This window comes from Microcoleus sp. SVA1B4 (assembly GCF_036700545.1).
Taxonomy (GTDB): domain Bacteria; phylum Cyanobacteriota; class Cyanobacteriia; order Cyanobacteriales; family Microcoleaceae; genus Microcoleus.
In genome coordinates this window covers 154,216-171,546 of sequence record NZ_JAUBPB010000004.1, presented here as the reverse complement: position 1 = coordinate 171,546, position 17,331 = coordinate 154,216, and the positions used below count along the sequence as shown (strand labels likewise).

The following is a 17,331-nucleotide window of genomic DNA, read 5'->3' as shown; positions in this document are numbered from 1 at the left end:
TCCTCCCTGCTCCAGAAATCAACGATGCTTGAATTTTTTAAATGCTTTATGAGCATTAAAATTTTTCCACTTGTGAGAAAATTTTAGGAGAATATTTTCAACAAAATATTTCAGAAATTGCTTTTAAAACCTGGTCGAGTCATATTGAATTTAACTCTCTATGTTTGCTGATGATAACAGTTAAAAACAGCCTCGCTATCTATCTTTGGATAGACCATACTTTTACCAAAAACTAAAGATGCGATCGCCTCAATCGGCACCGATATGCTAATCCTCGGTCTGGTCGGACGCGCCGCGCCAACTCAATAAATCTTAAATTTTGCTTGGGGTAGGATATTGTAAAAAATCATTAAGTTTACGGTCAATTACGGTAGATTATAGTAAAGTGAAAGCAAAGCCTCGCGCTCACCCATGCAGCTAGTTAAAAAGCCCTAGTAAAAAAGCAGAGCGCCGCTCAAAACTAACGCTGAGAGTAGGCGAGTCAAATATTTGCCTGTAAAACCTGCAATTACAGTCATCAGGACAGGGTTTAGAAGCTCTAGATAATGCCGATCGCCCTTTTTGACAAAATCACTATAATGCAATAATTGTCTGCGCTGTCAATAGGTAAATCAGAGATGCGATCGACAAATCACCTATTCTGTTTCCTAGAAATATTTGCCAGCGAAGGCGGTATTCAATCCTACGTTCAAGACATTTTCAAAGCTTACGTGTCAATAACCGGAAACACGAACTCGCCGCCGCAAGCTGAAGTTTTGTTGTTGCGAGATTCCCCAGACTGCAACAATCCTTACGAGTCAAAAAATCTAACATTTTATTACCTCAAAACCGATAATCCCTGGTTGGGCCGTCTTAAGTTTGCTACAGTATTACTAACTCGCTTGCTGCAAAAACGACCACAGCGGGTTTTTTGCGGTCACATCAAACTCGCACCGCTAATTCAAACTTTATGCCAGCCGCTGCGAATCCCCTACACAATTTTAACTTACGGCAAGGAAGTGTGGGAACCGCTTGGGCCCAAATATCAAACAGCAATGAGACAAGCTGAGAGTATTTGGACTATTAGCAGGTATACGCGCGATTCCCTACGGGATAGCTTAGCTTCACGCACTTGCGAAATTAACAACTTAAATCCCGAAAAATTCCAAATAGTGCCTTGTACTGTAGATGAAAATATATTTACGAATGGGCCCAAGCCACAGGATTTATTAGAGCAGTACAATTTGGTTGGTGCTAAAATATTGATGACTGTAGCCAGATTGCGATCGACGGATATTTACAAAGGCGTCGATGTCACCATTCAAGCTTTGCCACAAATAGCCGAAACTTTTCCGAATGTGAAATACTTAGTTATTGGCAGAGGAGACGATCGATCTAGATTAGCGAAACTCGCTGAGGATTTGGGAGTTACCGAAAGAGTAATATTTGCCGGTTTTGTACCCACAGAAAATTTAGCAGCACATTACCAGTTAGCCGATGCTTATGTAATGCCCTCCCAGGAAGGCTTCGGTATAGTTTATTTGGAAGCGCTGGCTTGCGGAGTACCCGTACTCGCGGGAGACGCGGACGGATCGGCAGATCCGCTGCAAGATGGTAAACTGGGATGGCGAGTTCCCCACCGAGATTCAGCAGCAGTAGCGGTTGCTTGTGTAGAAATGCTGCGAGGGGAGGATAAAAGGTGCGATCGCCACTGGTTGAGGGAACAAACCCTGGCAAGATTTAGTTTTGAATCCCTTTGTCAATCCTTACAAGGAATTTTTCAACCCTCTGACTCTGATTAACTTATAACGTAGAGAGCGGTTTCTGGGTGTACAATGGGAAAATTAACTCGATCGACCGCCGGAATTTCTGAGTAGGATAGAGTTATGCCTACCTGCAAAGACACCCAAGGAGACCACAGTGAACCAAGGCACCCCCAAAATATCTTTCAAGCTACCCCGTATTAGTAATTGGCTGATACTGCTGGGCATCGCGTATTTGTTGGTGTCTATTGGTTTGGGTTGGATAGTTAAATCAGTGTTGATTTTAGTAGCTTTTTTGTTGCTGACGCCTGTGGTTGCATTTTTCGCGCTTCAGTGGTGGCTGAAACGCAATTTAATTGAGGACAAGTGTCCAGTTTGTCAATACGAATTTACAGCCTTAAATCAAACTCAGCTTCAGTGTGCCAACTGCGGCGAACCTCTGAAAATAGAGGAAGGTCATTTTAGTCGCTTGACACCGCCCGGTACGATCGATGTTACCGCAGTAGAAGTATCATCGGTTCAACAGTTAGAAGATTAACCGATTTTAGATTTTAGATTTGGGATTTTAGATTGGAGAATTGTTGAATGTTAACTGCTAACGGCTAACTGTATTACCAATTCCCATCCCTAAAATTACTTTTCCAAGCGCACTGCATACCACTGCAAAAATTTTCCAGGCCCGACATCTAATTCACAATAAGTATCAATCAAATACTTGGCTTGAGCTTCCACGCCAGATATTTTATTCACGTCCTGCGGCAAATCTTCGTGTTTCTCGGTTAAGACGGCTTTCAGCTTTTCTAACAGTTCCGCCGCAGTCAAAAACTGCTCTGGCTGGTTTGTTTCTAACACCACAAAAGTGTCTTCGTCATACAGTGACATAGTTTCAAAGGTTGAGGTTAATTATTTCTAAAGTTTCGTACACTTAAGCGATCGAAAGTATAAACTCTTAATTACAATTTTTCAGCCCCGGCTCGATCGTGTTACAATTGAACAACATCAGAATTCCTAGCGGATTACCGTTATTAACTTACTTGTTAACTTACTTGTTAACCGAGTTCTCAACAGATCCGACACAGCATTTCTGAGGAGATTTGTCAAGTGCAAATTTGTCAAGTGTCAAATTGTCAAGAAATATTCGATCGGCTGTATCTAATTATAACTGGCACTATACATTCCCATGATCACATCTTCCACTTCAACCCCAGTTGCGCGCAAACCCTCTAAATCAGAAGGTCTCAAAGAACGCAGCAACTATTTACGAGAACCCGTTGCGACTGAATTGTTACAAGAAACTACCCACTTCACCGAAGAGGGGATTCAGATTCTCAAATTTCACGGCTCGTACCAGCAAGACAACCGCGACAATCGAGTTAAAGGACAAGAAAAAGACTATCAGTTCATGCTCCGCACCCGCAATCCCGGCGGGTTCACTCCGCCGCAATTATACCTAGCCTTAGACAAGCTATCTGAAGAATACGGCAACCACACGCTCCGCGTCACAACGCGCCAAGGTTTCCAACTGCACGGCGTGTTGAAAAAAAATCTTAAAGTAGTGTTTTCCTCAATTATTAAAAATATGGGGTCAACCTTGGGAGCTTGCGGCGACTTGAACCGCAACGTCATGGCACCGCCAGCACCATACAAAAATCGCCCAGAATACCAGTATGCGCTGCAATACGCCAACAATGTCGCCGATTTGCTGACACCGCAAACCGGTGCTTATTACGAAATTTGGTTGGACGGCGAAAAAGCTGTTTCAGCCGAGGAAGACCCCGCAGTCAAGGCCGCGAGACAGAAAAACGGCAACGGCACAATCTTTAGCGACGACAAAGAAGAACCGATTTACGGCAGCCATTATATGCCGCGCAAGTTCAAGTGTTCCGTTACCGTGCCGGGAGACAATTCAATTGACTTGTACTCTCAGGATTTGAGCTTGGTGGTAATTACCAATGAAGCTGGCGAGTTGCAAGGTTTTGACGTGTTTGCTGGCGGCGGTTTGGGCCGTACTCACAACAAAGAAGAGACTTTTGCGCGGGTTGCGGATGAGATTTGCTATGTGGCCAAGGACGATGTTTACGATTTGGTCAAGGCAATTGTAGCAACCCAGAGAGATTACGGCGATCGCACAGACAGACGGCACGCGCGGCTGAAGTACCTGATTAACGACAAAGGCGTACAGTGGTTCCGCGAAAAAGTAGCCGAATATTTTGGCAAGCCACTAGAAGCCTTTAAACCGCTGCCAGAGTGGAAGTATTTGGATTTCTTGGGCTGGCACGAACAAGGAGACGGCAAGCTGTTTGTCGGCATTTCTGTGGATAATGGCCGGATCAAGGATGAAGGTTCATTTCAGCTAAAAACAGCTTTGCGGGAAATCGTGCAGAAGTACAACTTGCCGATACTGGCGACACCGCACCAAAACGTGCTGATTTACGATGTTTCGCCGGATATCAAACAGGAAATTCAGGGAATACTCGATCGATGCGGCATTCAGCGAGAAACTGCGATCGACCCCTTAGTGCGCTATGGGATGGCTTGTCCAGCAATGCCGACTTGCGGGTTAGCGATTACCGAGTCTGAGCGCGTGATTCCCAGCATTTTAGAGCGAATTCGCGCACTTTTGACCAAAGTTGGCTTGGCAGACGAGCATTTTGTGGTGCGGATGACGGGTTGCCCAAATGGATGCGCCCGCCCTTATATGGCAGAATTGGGGTTTGTCGGGAGTTCCCCGGAATCCTACCAGATTTGGCTGGGCGGTTCTCCCGACCAAACGCGGCTGGCAAAACCCATTGAGGAAAAGCTGCACGTCAAGGATTTTGAAGCTTTTCTGGAGCCGATTTTTGTTTATTTCAAGCAAAAACGGCAACTGAGCGAGAGTTTTGGCAATTTTTGCGATCGCGTCGGGTTAGAATCTATCCGTCAATTTGTAACCAACTACCAATCTGCTGACTCGATGACAACTGAGATAAATGAATTAGAAGTTACGTCTAGTAACGGCGATGAAAACGAGACTGCCACTGCTGGCGGTGGCAAAGTCCGCCGTCGAATTAGCGTCCGCGATGAAATCTACAACGAGCTCAAGGAAGAAGCAGCCCGTCAGGGCAAGCCGATTACGCAGCTAGCTACAGAAGCGATTTCCACTTATTTAAAGAAGATTAAGGAGGAAGGATAAGCCGATTTTCGATAGTATTCAATAGACTTCTGGCAACAGCAATATAAAGGCAGAGCATTTGCAGAAAAAACTTGAATTTGTAAAATAATTCCGGTTGTAGATGCTTTGCCTTTATAGTTTTTTGAACAGTTGAAACCCCGCCTGCCTATCTCCTCTCATTCTCTCTTCCTCTGCGTTCTCTGCGTTCTCTGCGGTTAAATAAAAAAAATCTCTAATAGAAAACGAACAATCCCCAATTCAATGCCTCAACTACAAAGATTAGCAGTTACAGCAGCTCAAATTTGCGATCGCCAAATCGACCTAACTAGAGAACAGCAGCATTATTTAAATCGAGTGCTACGTTTGCAAGCGGGCGATCGATTTATTGCGATGGACGGGCGAGGGCATTGGTGGTTAGCAGTCCTAGAAGTACGGGAAACCGGGTTATTTGCCTCGATAGCAGAGGAGATTGCGGTGAACAGGGAGCTACCCGTGGCAGTAACTTTGATGGCGGCATTGCCCAAGGGAAACGGTTTTGACGAGGTTGTGAGGCAGGCAACGGAGTTGGGTGTGGCAAGTATTGTGCCGGTAACGAGCGATCGAACATTGCTCAAACCGAGTTCTCAGAAGGTCGATCGGTGGAGAAGAATTGCTGCGGAGGCGGCGGAACAGTCGGAACGTCAATTTGTGCCGACGATTTTAGAGCCTGTTTCGTTTGATATTTCTGTGAAAGATTGCGGTCAAAAATATCGATATATTTGTGTTGCTCGCGGAGACAATCGGCATTTGTGGGATTGTTTGTTGGGTAATTTAGAACCCCCCCAGCCCCCCTTGTTAAGGGGGGAGCAAGAATTAGAACCCCATTTTGTAGGGGCGGTGCCCCCGTGCCCGCCCCCTGGGGGAGAATTATCGATTGTCATAGCTATTGGCCCGGAGGGTGGATGGACTGAGGGTGAGGTGGAAAGGGCGATCGAATTGGGTTTTGAAGCTGTTTCTTTGGGGAGTAGAATTCTGAGAGCGGTGACAGCTCCGATTGTGGCTTTGTCTTTAGTTGGAGCGGCCTTTGAGAAGTGCTAATATCCACCAAGCCGATCGGAGACTGGATGGGTTTGGCGATCGCAGCTAAAATGTAAATAGATAATTATCATAGGAGTAATATGTTACAGTCAGTAGAGGGGATATACCGAAATGGCAAAATTGAGTTATTGGAAATGCCTGCCGACATAGAAGAAGCGCAAGTTATTGTTACTTTTATGCCAAAATTAGGGTTAGTAAACTTGCAATCTCGCGGTATCAACCAGGAAGAAGCAGCAGATTTACGGGTTCGGTTGAGTAGATTTGCTCCTGATTGGGAACTACCGGAGATGGATGCTTACGATGCCTTATAGTCGCGGTGATGTGGTTTTGGTTTTGTTTCCCAGCTCGGATTTGCGTACTGCGAAACGCCGTCCAGCTTTGATAGTTCAAGCTAATAATCTGGGGACTGGTTTAGGGCAAACAATTACGGCAATGATTACTAGCAACTTAGCCCGTTCAGGACACCCAAGCCGGGTTTTTGTTTCCCTAGCAACACCGGAAGGGCAGCAAACGGGATTGCTAGCTGACTCGGTAATTATGACAGACAATCTTGTGACGCTTCTAGAAGTTGAAATCGATCGCAAAATTGGTATTTTGTCGGATATGGTGGCAGTGGATGCAGCACTCAAGCACACTTTTGGAATCTGATAAAAAAAGGCGTTTTAATTCAGTAAATATAAAAAAACACTTAAATTAATCAAATCAACTCTGTCTCGTGTTAAGAGGAATTATCAGATAAATGGGTTGAGGAGGAATGAAAATAGAGTTGAGGAAAGGTCGATCGCTCTTTTGGTCGATTCCCTACGGGATAGCTTCGCTTCACGCACTTTTGGCAATTTTTGGTACAACATCAGTTTCTGCACAATCTCCGAGCTTTCCCATTGCTCAACAGATTAATTGCGATCGCCCGCAAGGAGATGTGCAAGTCAGAGCTTGTATTCGGTTGAATTACGAAGCCTCGGATCAACGACTTAACGAGATTTACAAACAACTGATTTCCCAATTGAGCGGCGAAGAGCGGGCGCTACTTTCCGAAGCACAATTAGGGTGGATTCAGTTAAGAGATAAAACCTGTGAATTTGAAGTTTATAAAAATCGTGGCGGTACGGGTTATCGAGGTTTCCTCAATGAATGTTTGGATCGCATGACGAAACAGCGCACTGCGGAATTAGAAAAGTATTTAAAACAGAGATAGAATAGGAAGTACAGCGTACAATACCTGACAACAATAAATAGAAACAAGTATTTATGAAAACCCGATCGCCCTTCCCCCTCACCCTCACCCTCATCTCAGCAATTGTCACCACCATCGTCCCAGCAGTTTTCGCCCAGCAACAGCCATCAGCCAACCAAATCTACATCGATAAAAATTGCCAGCGCAATCAGCAACTACCGCAACTTGAAAGATTTACTATCTTTAGCAGAAACGAATTTACAACTAACGGTCAAAACTATTGGTTCTACGCCGCCCGCTATCTAGACGGATCCGTGCTTTTCTGTACCTCACAACCCAACTTCAACCAACCTAAACCTCTAACAGCAAAACAAATACAATCCCAATTTATTGACAAAATAGTCCGAGACCCCAACAACAAAACAGCCTTTATCATCGCAGTCAGAAACGGAAATGGCCCTGGTGCAACAACCACAAATTACCGCTTAGATTTGAGCAATGTCGATCGACCAAAAGTCACCTCTCTCTCTCCCTCCTAGAGCGCCGAGAAACCTTAAAAGAAGGCGAATCCCGCGAACACGCCTTCCAAGGACGCGCAGGTCAATCTATGACGATCGACCTCAAAAGCAGAGCATTCGACCACAACATAACACTGTTCGACACCAGCGGCAAAAATATTTCCCAAAAAACAGGCAACTCCCAGAATCGCCGAGAGTCTCAACTCACCGTAAAATTGCCTAGTAACGGCACTTATAAAATAGTTGTTAAAGGATGCGATCGCACAAGCAAAGGTACTTACACATTAAGCGTTAATTCCAATCAGCTTTAACTCAATTTAAACCAAGTGCTAAGCAAACTCAAAAACAGGTGTTTCAATCACCCTAATAGGCTTTCTCTCTTCCCAAATCATCTTCTGCAACTGTTCTACAGTTTCAGGTGAAAAAAAGCGCTCTCCCGTTTCCACACACACTCTAGCAGGAACATTTTCAATGATAATAAACTTACCATTGATTTCAAGGGTATAACTTACTTTTTCTTCCACCATTGTTTCTAGCCAAATATCATTGTTCATTTTGATTTATCCTTAACTTAAAATTACTCCAGATTTTCGGTTCTGGTTCGTATAAAGTAATGATTTTTACCAAAGGACGAGATGGATAACTGCACTGAACGTGCAAAGGTCTATTGCCAATGGTCAAACCGAAAATCAAACAGCTTGGGCCATATTTGTCATCGGGATACTCTTCGATAACTTCACCGGCCATTATTGCTTCCCGGAGTTCTTGTACTCTGATACGGCGAACTATGCTTTGGTTTACTGCGTGTTGTGAAAGCTCAAAATCATTTTTGACAATTTTGACACGTATTTTTTCAATGATTGGGTAGAGTCGATAGAGGCGTTGCCACCTCTACCTCTCCTTCAGAACCGGACATGAGACTTTCACCTCATCCGGCTCCTTGATAGTTCCATCCTTGTTATGGATACGATTCAAGACTAACTATCAGGTTTTATCGCCTTCTTTAGAGCGTATTGACCCGTCTGTTGCTGTCTTTGTGTTATGGCAGTGTTTGTGTAGAAGTTGCAAGTTATTGTAGGTATCTTTTCCACCTAACGATGTTGGTTTAATATGGTCAACTTCTACAATGTCTGTACTGGTAAAGTACAAACCGCAGTGAGGACAAATACCCTTTTGACGCTTAATTAATGTCGCAACCCGGTTGGGGGTTTCTGGGTATTCTCCTCTACGCTTGCTCCAATAAGTCCAGTTTCCATCAAACGGACTAGCATCACCCTTGACCTTTATATGCCTTACGATTGGCGTACCTACATGGGTGAGCAATTCTAATCCATCCTCTGTACTGAAACACCAATTGCGGTTGCCTACTGTTCGCCAGTATTTGTCCTTGTTGATGTTTCCTTTTCCCCTCGTTCTTGCCCAGGCTCTTAACTTGTTGTATGTTAAGTAGTCAACCTTTGAAAAGGTTTCCTTGCTGACAGAGGTTGAGTAATAGTTTGACCAGCCTCTAATGATTGGGTTCAGCTTACTAATTAAAGCAGCTTGTGGGGCGGTTTTATGGGTATCTATTACAGCAGCCATCTTAGCTAGATGCACCTTAACCTTTGTATTGGAGGGTGTAATTAGTGTATTAAAACCTAGCAGTGTTCCACGTGGGTTTTTGGCACATCGATATGTACCACTTTTATATTGTTGTACATGGAATCCTAGAAACTCAAACCCAACATTACCATCAATCTTAATGAGGGTGTGGGTTAATTTTGTTTTACTGGGTTTTAACTCCAATCCCATGTCACTCAACCATTCTGCAATTATCTCTTGACATTTATTGACTACGTTTACATCCTCATGGATAATCACGAAGTCGTCAGCATAGCGAATTAGGCTAAGGGCATAACGATTGTTCGTTTTTGCTCCTTTTAGTGTTTCCGCGTACTGTTTAACTCTTTCTTCCATACCATGTAAGGCAATATTCGCCAGTAGCGGAGAAATGACCCCGCCTTGTGGTGTGCCGTCATTAGTAGGGAATAAACTACCCTGCACGCAGTACCCTGCTTTTAGCCATACCTTTAATTGACGGCTTAGAGTGGGGTATGTGTGTATTTTGGAGAGTAATGCTTTATGGTCTATACGGTCGAAACATTTAGCAATATCAGCATCTAGCACGTATTTGGCTTTGTATCTGATACTGAGAAAGATTGCCTCAATCGCATCGTGACAGGAACGTCCTGGTCGAAAACCGTATGAGTTTGGCTCAAATTTTGCCTCCCACTCAGGTTCTAACGCTAGTTTAACTAACGCTTGCAGTGCGCGGTCGTTTATCGTTGGGATTCCTAATGGTCTTGTTTCAGTAGTACCAGGTTTAGGAATCATTACCCTACGAGTGGGTTTTGCCTTTCCAGTTAACTTTAACTTGCCTACCAGGTTAATACGTTGCTTTGGGGTTAATGTTTTCACACCATCCACTCCCGCCGTATTTTTACCTTGGTTATCTTGTGTCACCCTACGTACCGCGATACATTTTGCCGACCACGACCTAATCAGGGTCTTTTGAAGTTTACGAACTGCTTTAACATCACCACGTTCACTCGCTTGGTATATGCGCTTTTGCAACTTGAAAGTCACCCTTTCTAACTTTCGCCAGTTGATGTCTTTCCACTCCACCGTCTGATTGTTCAGCGTTTTAGATATGTTCATTGCTACTTGTTCTACTCCATTGGAATTACCGTGTATCTGTCAGCATATTCACACCATTACAGTGAGGCATTCGCTTTTGATACAATCCCTCTCTCTTAAATCATTCATTAGCTACTTACTGGGGATCGACCTTTCCAGAGATTTAAGAGAGTTACTTCGTTCCGATTACACATTGGTTTAGTCTTTAGCGTGATGCTCTCCACCGGGTTTTCGGGCGGTGCTTATAAGTCGGCCATTAAACCGCTTATGCCCTATCCTTGCCTTTTGGCTTGGTGTTAATCAGTCTTTACCGTATTGTTTAACGGATTTATTCTTGATTCAGCCATTACACCATTTACGATTACGATGGTTCAAACACATCTTTGCTTTCGCTACACATAGACTCTTGCTCGACAGTTACCAAATTTGGCTTTTAGTATTTCTGCCTTTTAACCCCGCTTTAGCCTATTGGTTGCTGCCCAATAAACCAGGGGTTATGCTTTCACTCCTGCACTTGGAGGATAGGACTTGATTCACAGAATCTCACCTACAAATGTAATCAGTTATCACCAGTTTTTTAACTGGGCTAACCGTCCCATAAGGGTTTTAAACCTTATTTTTGGTTAAACGAATCGCACTCATAGTTTCATATCATATAAGCTGTCGCGCCTGTAAATTGCATATTCAGGGCGGGCGGGACGCTAGGGCCCCTACTCCCCACAAGAGTTAGATTGTTTTTTGACAGACAACTTAAATGCAGAACAGCTTAGGCATCCTAAATCATTTGTAAATTTCTTACTCCCTCCCCTTGATAAGGGGAGGGTTGGGGTGGGGTCAAAAATTTACGACTCCTGCAAGGATTGCTATATCTATAAGTTAACACAACAGCAAAATTTTTTAACCAGTGGCGAAACCACCCAAACATCAGCCAAGATAGAAACAACGCCATTCCCCCAATCGCCATGACAGACATCAACCAAATAGTCGCCGCCCTCGATGGTAAAGAATACAAACAAGCTGCCCAACTCATCAAAAAACTACAAAAAGACTCCCCCGAAAATCCGTGGGTACAATACTATATCGCCCGCTACTACGAACTCACCAACAAGCTCGAAAAAGCCCAAACAACCTACAAACAAATACTCCGCGACATCACCAACCCCAAAATCCTCTCCCAGACCCGCCAAGCTATTCAACGGATTGAAACCGCACAACAAAACCTCCGCCAACAAGCCATAGAAACTGCTAAAAACGACCCCAGCAACCTCGAACCCGGACTCCTCATCCTCGAACCCGTGAGTCCCGAAAACAAAGCCGCAGCCGTACAAAATATCAGCAGAATATTTAAAATCGACGCCTACACAACCCGGATGCAAATCCAAAGCCGCGGCTGGAGACTCTACAAAACTGGCCCCATCGCCGAACTCCGAATTTATGGTCAAGAACTCATCAACGCCGGCATTCCCGTATTTTGGGCAACCTTAAGCGATATTCAAAAAATCCAAATCTTCCGAGTGCAACACTTCCAGTCTCTCTCTTCTCCAGCCGTTGTTTGCAAAGATAAACTCTCACGACTCGGTGCGATCGAATTTAGCTGGTCAGAAGTTACCCAAAGAGTAGAAGGCTTGTTGCCGATGTTCATCGAAGTCATGGACTACTCGCCCAACCGAAGAAAGGATCAATTTCGCCACAGAGAAATCCGGCAAGATTACGCTCAAATCTGTGACTTACACATTCCCAGCAGAAACTGCATTCTGCGAATTTGCGACCAAAGTTACGAATTTCAACAAGGAGTTGACTTCACCAAAGCTTCTGCCGATATCCCCACTTCACCGAACCCGAAAAACAAAACATCGACAGTCAAAAACTCTCAACAAATGCCTCAAAGTACCACCAGAATTAACTGGAATAACTTATTGGAAATATTCGATCGCCAGCTTGACGTTACAGTTTGGTCAGAATTTACGCCCTTTGCCGAGACAGTGCTCGATTACACTAATATGTTGAGCAAGATCGAATCTCATATAGAAGTCGAGCGCAAATCAGAAACTCCTTGGGACTCAGCTTTTCAGCTATACAGCGGATTAGCCTTCCTCAGAAACCCAGAAAATAGGGAATAGAACAAATAGTTAAAATTAAAAATGAGCAATCCCATTTTTAAATTGTTAACGCCAGCATTGGGAATTATCCAATGCCCAATTCCCTATTATCAATTCCCAATTTCCTACTTCGTTTTCACCTGACGAGCCATTTCCCGGAAATTGTTCATGCTGGGGCCAGGGCTCCGACGACTTCCAGTTGGTGTCGGCATTAAATTATTAGGAGCAAAAGTCCGATTCGGTTCAGCTTGACTCGGCACTTTGCCGTTAGTTGCTGCAACCGCAGGTACCTTCGCAGGTTCGGGAGTATTAGCAGGAACGCTAGCGACTGGTTCCTTGTCTTTCTTAGACTTTTTCTCTACCTTAGCCTTCTTAGCAGGTTCAGACTTCTCAGACTTTTCAGACTTAACAGGCTCAACTTTTGCCGGTGCGATCGCCACAGGCTCAGACTTCGCAGGCGCAACTTTTGCTGGTTCCTTCGCTCCCGATTCACCCAAATCTAGGAAATATTCAGACTTTTTCAAGCCCAATAGTCTGCCGAAAAAGCCGAAAATACCGCCGAAGAAATTTTTGATAAAACCAAACATTAGACTTACTCCTTTTGTTCTTTTAGAGAAATTTTTACAAGCTTGTCAACAAAATTAGACTACGAGGTAAGGCAACTTTTGTCTACATTTCTTAATCAAAATTTACATTTTGCTGTATCTAAGCTACCTCATCAAAGCAAATTACTAAGTATAAATACCAGGCTGCTTTGCACTTATTTACAAGTATCTCAGAATTTGTTAGGGATTCCCACTAATGGTCGATCGTACCTCGATCCGATTGGCTAGCTGTCCTAGTAGGGGTAAAACTCCCTAGGGGAGTGATTTATGCTGTAATTAGCAAGCAATTTTCTTTTCAAATGAACAGTTCGCTCGATCGCAATCCCGTCATCCTGATACACGGCATCTGGGACACAAAGATGATTTTCAGCAAAATGTCCGCCCGCCTCACCCAACTCGGATGGTCAGTCCACAGCCTCAACCTCACCCCCAACGACGGTAGCCTCAGCCTCGACTTACTCGCCAAGCAACTCGCAGACTACATCTCTGAAACCTTCGACCCAGAACAATCTTTAGACATAGTAGGCTACAGCATGGGCGGCATCGTCAGCCGCTACTACGTCCAGCGACTCGGAGGAATCAACCGCGTACAGCGTTTCATCACCCTCTCTTCCCCCCACCACGGCACCCTCACCGCCTATTCCCTACGCCTACCAGGATACCTGGATATGCGCCCCGATAGTGGCTTGCTGCGCGATTTGAATCAAGATGTGACAATGCTCAAACGCATAAACTTTACATCAATGTGGACGCCATTTGACATAATGATTGTACCGGCGAACAGCTCCCAAATGCCAGTAGGTAAAGAAGTTAAAGTCAACGTTTTGCTGCACCGCCAAATGGTGACAGAAGCCCTAAGTATTAACGCAATAGTTGAAGAACTCAAAGCACCTATAGAAAATAAAATTCCCACTGAAAAATGAATAGCAATTTCAGCCGCAACCCAGTCTTGCTAATTCACGGAATCTTCCGAAAATCGGGAATTTTTCACAAAATGTCTGCCTACCTGACCCAACTGGGATGGTCAGTCTACACCCTCAATCTTTCGCCCCATTGGGGCAACGCCAGCATAGACGAATTAGCCCAACAAATAGCAGATTATATAGACAAAACCTTTGCGCCTGAACAGCATTTAGATATAGTAGGATGGAGCATGGGCGGCTTAGTAACTCGCTACTACCTGCAAAGGTTAGGCGGCCTTAACCGAGTGCAGCGCTTTATTGCCATATCTTCTCCTCACAGCGGTACTTGGATGGCTTACACTCTCTGGGGAAAAGGCTGCGTTCAAATGCGTCCTGGCAGTGCTTTTCTGGAAGATTTAAATCGAGATGCAGGATTGTTAGAAAAGCTCAATTTTACTTCGATTTGGACAGATTGGGATTTCATCATCGTACCCGCTTCTAGTTCCCAAATATCGGCGGCCAAAGAAGTTAAATTGTCGGTTTTTGCCCATGCCATGATGGCGAGGCATTCCAGCAGTTTAAAAGCGGTCGCTGAAGCACTGTCAGAACCCTTAAAGATTGATAAATAGCTGGCTGTAAAGTAAAACGCTCTGCTTTGAAAACCTCGATTTTTTTTTAAAATTAGGGGTTCGGTCTTCGGTATTTTCGAGTCTAGCTAGACGGATTTAAAATTTATTGATATAATCTTAATTGACACCCATAAAATCAACAATTATGATCGTCCTGCCCAAACTGGAAAATCTGCGAGACACTCTGCCTATAGAAGGAGCAGTTCGCATTGAATTAGTGGAAGGAATACCGATTTTCCGAGCCTCTACAACAGTCAAAAATCGCATAGAAGAACTGTTGGAAAAACAACAAAATTTGCAACTCAATCCCGAAGAAGACCAAGAACTGAATCTTTACGAAGAAATCGACGATTACCTCAGTTTTGTCAATCGAACTGTCCGCAATCTTTTCTTGGGCCAGATTCAGCCTACAGTATAGAAATGTCAGCTCGCCGTCAAATTCCTGAGAATATCCAAAATCAAGTTCGTCAGAGAGCAAACTGTCTGTGTGAATATTGCCATGCTTCCGAACAATGGCAGTATGTAGAGTTTACGATCGAGCACATCATTCCTCTCACTAAAAAAGGGAGTAACAATATTGACAATTTGGCACTAGCTTGCTTTCATTGCAACCGTCAAAAATCCGATAAAACTACAGCCATAGATACCCAGTCGAGTGTAGAAGTACCATTGTTTAATCCCAGACAAGATACCTGGAACGAACATTTTATTTGGTCGGCGGATGGATTATCAATAGTTGGTTTAACTACAATTGGACGAGCTACAGTTACAGCATTAGTCTTAAATCGAGAAAGAGTTATTAATATTCGTACTGCTGACAAAGCTATAGGGCGACATCCACCAGCAGGTGATTTGATTCAATCCGAAAGTTGATATGCTGAAGTGCATTTAAATTGTATAGTCAAATTTAAGAAAATTCTTGTGGGGAGTAGGGGTTGGGCGTCTCGCCCGCCCCAAAAAGACAATTTAGATGCCCAACAGTTTATGCTGCAACTGGTTGTTATTTCGCGCAGCAATCAAACAGCATCCCCAACTTCAGCGTATTCGCTGCGGCCAAAAATTGCTTCAGCTTCACAATAATACTTGAACTCAAGTATATTGTGGAAAGGGTCTTCTAAGAAGAAAGTGCGGTGTTCTGTAGGCAAACCAACAAATCGCCGTCTCGGTTCTTGATAGAAATTTAAGTTGTTTTGCTGGGCTTTCTCTAACAACGCTTCCCAGTCAGCTTCGGAAGTAAAAATTAACCCAAAATGCCGGGGATAGATGCCTCGCTGAGGCGTCAAAGGTTCGCGGCTGACGTGGGCGACAATTTGATGGCCGCACAAACCCATAATCGCAGAATTAGGCGATTCGCGACCTAGTTGGCAGCCGAGCCCGTCTACATAGAACGCTTTGGTTTGGGCAATATCGGTCACGGGGAAGGCAAGATGAAATAAGACTTGGTTCATCAGAAAAATGGGTTTGAAACCCCGTCCTTACAGGACGGCTTTACACGGAACGTGGTAAAATGTCCGGCATGGAAAAAGCCTATCGCTACCGCTTCTATCCCACCACCGAGCAAGAATCACTTTTGCGACGGACTTTGGGCTGCGTTCGACTGGTATACAACAAAGCGCTGGCTGCCCGTACAGAGGCTTGGTACTCTCGTCAAGAACGAGTTGATTACCTTCAAACCTCCTCCATGCTGACAAGTTGGAAAAAAGAGCCAGAGCTTGATTTTCTTTCGGAGGTGAGCTGTGTCCCTCTGCAACAGGGACTCAGACATTTGCAAAAGGCGTTTACTAACTTCTGGGCCGGTCGTGCTAAATATCCCAACTTTCAGAAAAAGCATCACGGCGGTAGCGCTGAATTTACTAAGTCTGCTTTCCGGTGGAAAGACTCTCAAGTATTTCTGGCTAAATGCTCCGAACCTTTGCCGATTAGGTGGAGCAGGCAAATCCCTCCTGGATGCAATCCATCCACCATTACGGTCAAACTGGATACACAAGGACGATGGTTTGTCTCCTTGCTGGTAGATGACCCTACCGTCAAACCGCAGATCAAAACCGATAAAGCAGTTGGTTTGGACGTTGGGATCACCAGTCTGATTGCTACCAGTGACGGCAATAAGATTGCTAACCCCAAACACTTTAAGCGGCTGCACAAGAAGCTGAGGCGGGCGCAAAAAGCCTTGTCTCGGAAACAGAAAGGAAGCAACAACAGGCACAAGGCGCGACTTAAAGCAGCCAAAATACACGGGCAGATAGCCGATGCTCGCAAAGATTTTTTGCACAAGCTGACAACTCAACTCGTGCGCGAAAACCAAACGATAATAGTTGAGGATTTGGCTGTCAAAAATATGGTCTTGAACCGCAAACTGGCACAAGCTATTTCTGACGCTAGTTGGGGTGAACTGACGCGACAACTTACCTATAAATGCCAGTGGTACGGGCGGAAACTGGTAAAAATTGACCGCTGGTTTCCCAGCTCTAAAAGATGCGAAAACTGCGGGCATATTGTTGAGAAAATGCCGTTGAGTGTCAGGGAGTGGGAGTGTCCTAATTGTGGGATGAACCATGACCGAGATTTGAACGCGGCTAAGAATATTTTGGCGGCAGGGCTTGCCGTTGCAGTCTGTGGAGCGAACGTAAGACCAGATAGAGACTCCTCTAAAAGGCAGTTGCGAAAAACCCGTCTCGGGGACAGAAGCAGAAACCTAAATCGTGAGGTTTGGGAATTCTAGCCCTTATAGGGCGGGGTGGATGTCAAGGAGGTAGTA

Annotated in this window: 21 protein-coding genes; 15 read left to right on the top strand and 6 right to left on the bottom strand. The window is 44.5% G+C overall.

The genetic code is table 11. The annotated features are described in order from the left end of the window. Positions 1-617 precede the first annotated feature (617 nt). Both QT987_RS03755 and QT987_RS03750 read left to right on the top strand, forming a co-directional pair. Positions 618-1,781 (top strand): glycosyltransferase family 4 protein, encoded by a 1,164-nt coding sequence (locus tag QT987_RS03755; RefSeq protein WP_333237369.1) that lies wholly within the window; start codon positions 618-620, stop codon positions 1,779-1,781. Positions 1,782-1,899: 118 nt separating this feature from the next. Continuing rightward, positions 1,900-2,280, top strand: a complete 381-nt coding sequence (locus QT987_RS03750; protein ID WP_333237367.1) for a hypothetical protein — start codon at positions 1,900-1,902, stop codon at positions 2,278-2,280. 95 nt (positions 2,281-2,375) lie between these two features. Here the strand turns inward: QT987_RS03750 and QT987_RS03745 are convergent, their stop codons facing one another. Beyond that, positions 2,376-2,624, bottom strand: coding sequence for a chlororespiratory reduction protein 7 (locus QT987_RS03745; RefSeq protein ID WP_333237364.1), 249 nt, complete (start codon positions 2,622-2,624; stop codon positions 2,376-2,378). A 298-nt stretch (positions 2,625-2,922) separates the two neighbouring features. Here QT987_RS03745 and sir point away from each other — a divergent pair, with 298 nt between their 5' ends. The 7 genes from sir to QT987_RS03710 all read left to right on the top strand — a co-directional run bounded on the left by sir (position 2,923) and on the right by QT987_RS03710 (position 7,973). After that, positions 2,923-4,914: a sulfite reductase, ferredoxin dependent gene (gene sir / locus QT987_RS03740; protein WP_333237361.1), complete on the top strand. Its 1,992-nt coding sequence runs from the start codon at positions 2,923-2,925 to the stop codon at positions 4,912-4,914. A gap of 240 nt (positions 4,915-5,154) precedes the next feature. Continuing rightward, a complete protein-coding gene (locus QT987_RS03735; RefSeq protein ID WP_333237357.1) occupies positions 5,155-5,970 on the top strand; it encodes an RsmE family RNA methyltransferase in 816 nt (271 codons plus the stop codon). A gap of 80 nt (positions 5,971-6,050) precedes the next feature. Next, positions 6,051-6,281 (top strand): hypothetical protein, encoded by a 231-nt coding sequence (locus tag QT987_RS03730; protein WP_333053401.1) that lies wholly within the window; start codon positions 6,051-6,053, stop codon positions 6,279-6,281. Continuing rightward, positions 6,271-6,618, top strand: coding sequence for a type II toxin-antitoxin system PemK/MazF family toxin (locus tag QT987_RS03725; RefSeq protein WP_333231359.1), 348 nt, complete (start codon positions 6,271-6,273; stop codon positions 6,616-6,618). Before QT987_RS03730 ends, QT987_RS03725 begins: the two co-directional genes overlap by 11 nt. Before the next feature lie 106 nt (positions 6,619-6,724). Beyond that, entirely contained in the window at positions 6,725-7,165 is a 441-nt protein-coding gene (locus QT987_RS03720; RefSeq protein ID WP_333237355.1) for a lysozyme inhibitor LprI family protein, read from the top strand. 53 nt (positions 7,166-7,218) lie between these two features. After that, on the top strand, positions 7,219-7,683 hold the full coding sequence (locus tag QT987_RS03715) for a hypothetical protein (RefSeq protein WP_333237352.1): 465 nt from the start codon (positions 7,219-7,221) through the stop codon (positions 7,681-7,683). 68 nt (positions 7,684-7,751) lie between these two features. Further along, positions 7,752-7,973, top strand: coding sequence for a hypothetical protein (locus tag QT987_RS03710; RefSeq protein ID WP_333237351.1), 222 nt, complete (start codon positions 7,752-7,754; stop codon positions 7,971-7,973). A gap of 18 nt (positions 7,974-7,991) precedes the next feature. On the opposite strand, the gene QT987_RS03705 is transcribed toward QT987_RS03710, so the two are convergent. The 3 genes from QT987_RS03705 to ltrA all read right to left on the bottom strand — a co-directional run bounded on the left by QT987_RS03705 (position 7,992) and on the right by ltrA (position 10,359). Further along, positions 7,992-8,216: a YgiT-type zinc finger protein gene (locus QT987_RS03705; protein WP_333237349.1), complete on the bottom strand. Its 225-nt coding sequence runs from the start codon at positions 8,214-8,216 to the stop codon at positions 7,992-7,994. Next, a complete protein-coding gene (locus tag QT987_RS03700; RefSeq protein ID WP_333237407.1) occupies positions 8,206-8,499 on the bottom strand; it encodes a DUF4258 domain-containing protein in 294 nt (97 codons plus the stop codon). Before QT987_RS03700 ends, QT987_RS03705 begins: the two co-directional genes overlap by 11 nt. A gap of 147 nt (positions 8,500-8,646) precedes the next feature. Continuing rightward, on the bottom strand, positions 8,647-10,359 hold the full coding sequence (ltrA, locus tag QT987_RS03695) for a group II intron reverse transcriptase/maturase (protein WP_333237347.1): 1,713 nt from the start codon (positions 10,357-10,359) through the stop codon (positions 8,647-8,649). A gap of 941 nt (positions 10,360-11,300) precedes the next feature. Here ltrA and QT987_RS03690 point away from each other — a divergent pair. Continuing rightward, on the top strand, positions 11,301-12,458 hold the full coding sequence (locus QT987_RS03690; protein WP_333237345.1) for a tetratricopeptide repeat protein: 1,158 nt from the start codon (positions 11,301-11,303) through the stop codon (positions 12,456-12,458). Between the two features lie 104 nt (positions 12,459-12,562). On the opposite strand, the gene QT987_RS03685 is transcribed toward QT987_RS03690, so the two are convergent. After that, entirely contained in the window at positions 12,563-13,024 is a 462-nt protein-coding gene (locus QT987_RS03685; protein WP_333237343.1) for a hypothetical protein, read from the bottom strand. A gap of 317 nt (positions 13,025-13,341) precedes the next feature. Here QT987_RS03685 and QT987_RS03680 point away from each other — a divergent pair, with 317 nt between their 5' ends. From QT987_RS03680 to QT987_RS03665, 4 genes are all read left to right on the top strand, one after another. Continuing rightward, entirely contained in the window at positions 13,342-13,965 is a 624-nt protein-coding gene (locus tag QT987_RS03680) for an alpha/beta fold hydrolase (protein ID WP_333237341.1), read from the top strand. Then, positions 13,962-14,573 (top strand): alpha/beta fold hydrolase, encoded by a 612-nt coding sequence (locus QT987_RS03675; protein WP_333237339.1) that lies wholly within the window; start codon positions 13,962-13,964, stop codon positions 14,571-14,573. The genes QT987_RS03680 and QT987_RS03675 overlap by 4 nt, the downstream gene beginning before the upstream one ends. 145 nt (positions 14,574-14,718) lie before the next feature. Beyond that, positions 14,719-14,991: a hypothetical protein gene (locus tag QT987_RS03670; protein ID WP_333237337.1), complete on the top strand. Its 273-nt coding sequence runs from the start codon at positions 14,719-14,721 to the stop codon at positions 14,989-14,991. Positions 14,992-14,993: 2 nt separating this feature from the next. Continuing rightward, positions 14,994-15,446, top strand: coding sequence for an HNH endonuclease (locus QT987_RS03665; protein ID WP_333105924.1), 453 nt, complete (start codon positions 14,994-14,996; stop codon positions 15,444-15,446). A gap of 143 nt (positions 15,447-15,589) precedes the next feature. Here the strand turns inward: QT987_RS03665 and QT987_RS03660 are convergent, their stop codons facing one another. Further along, on the bottom strand, positions 15,590-16,021 hold the full coding sequence (locus QT987_RS03660) for a VOC family protein (RefSeq protein ID WP_242724508.1): 432 nt from the start codon (positions 16,019-16,021) through the stop codon (positions 15,590-15,592). A gap of 59 nt (positions 16,022-16,080) precedes the next feature. Between QT987_RS03660 and QT987_RS03655 the strand changes: the two genes are divergently transcribed. Next, positions 16,081-17,295: an RNA-guided endonuclease InsQ/TnpB family protein gene (locus QT987_RS03655; RefSeq protein WP_445299701.1), complete on the top strand. Its 1,215-nt coding sequence runs from the start codon at positions 16,081-16,083 to the stop codon at positions 17,293-17,295. Positions 17,296-17,331 lie beyond the last annotated feature (36 nt).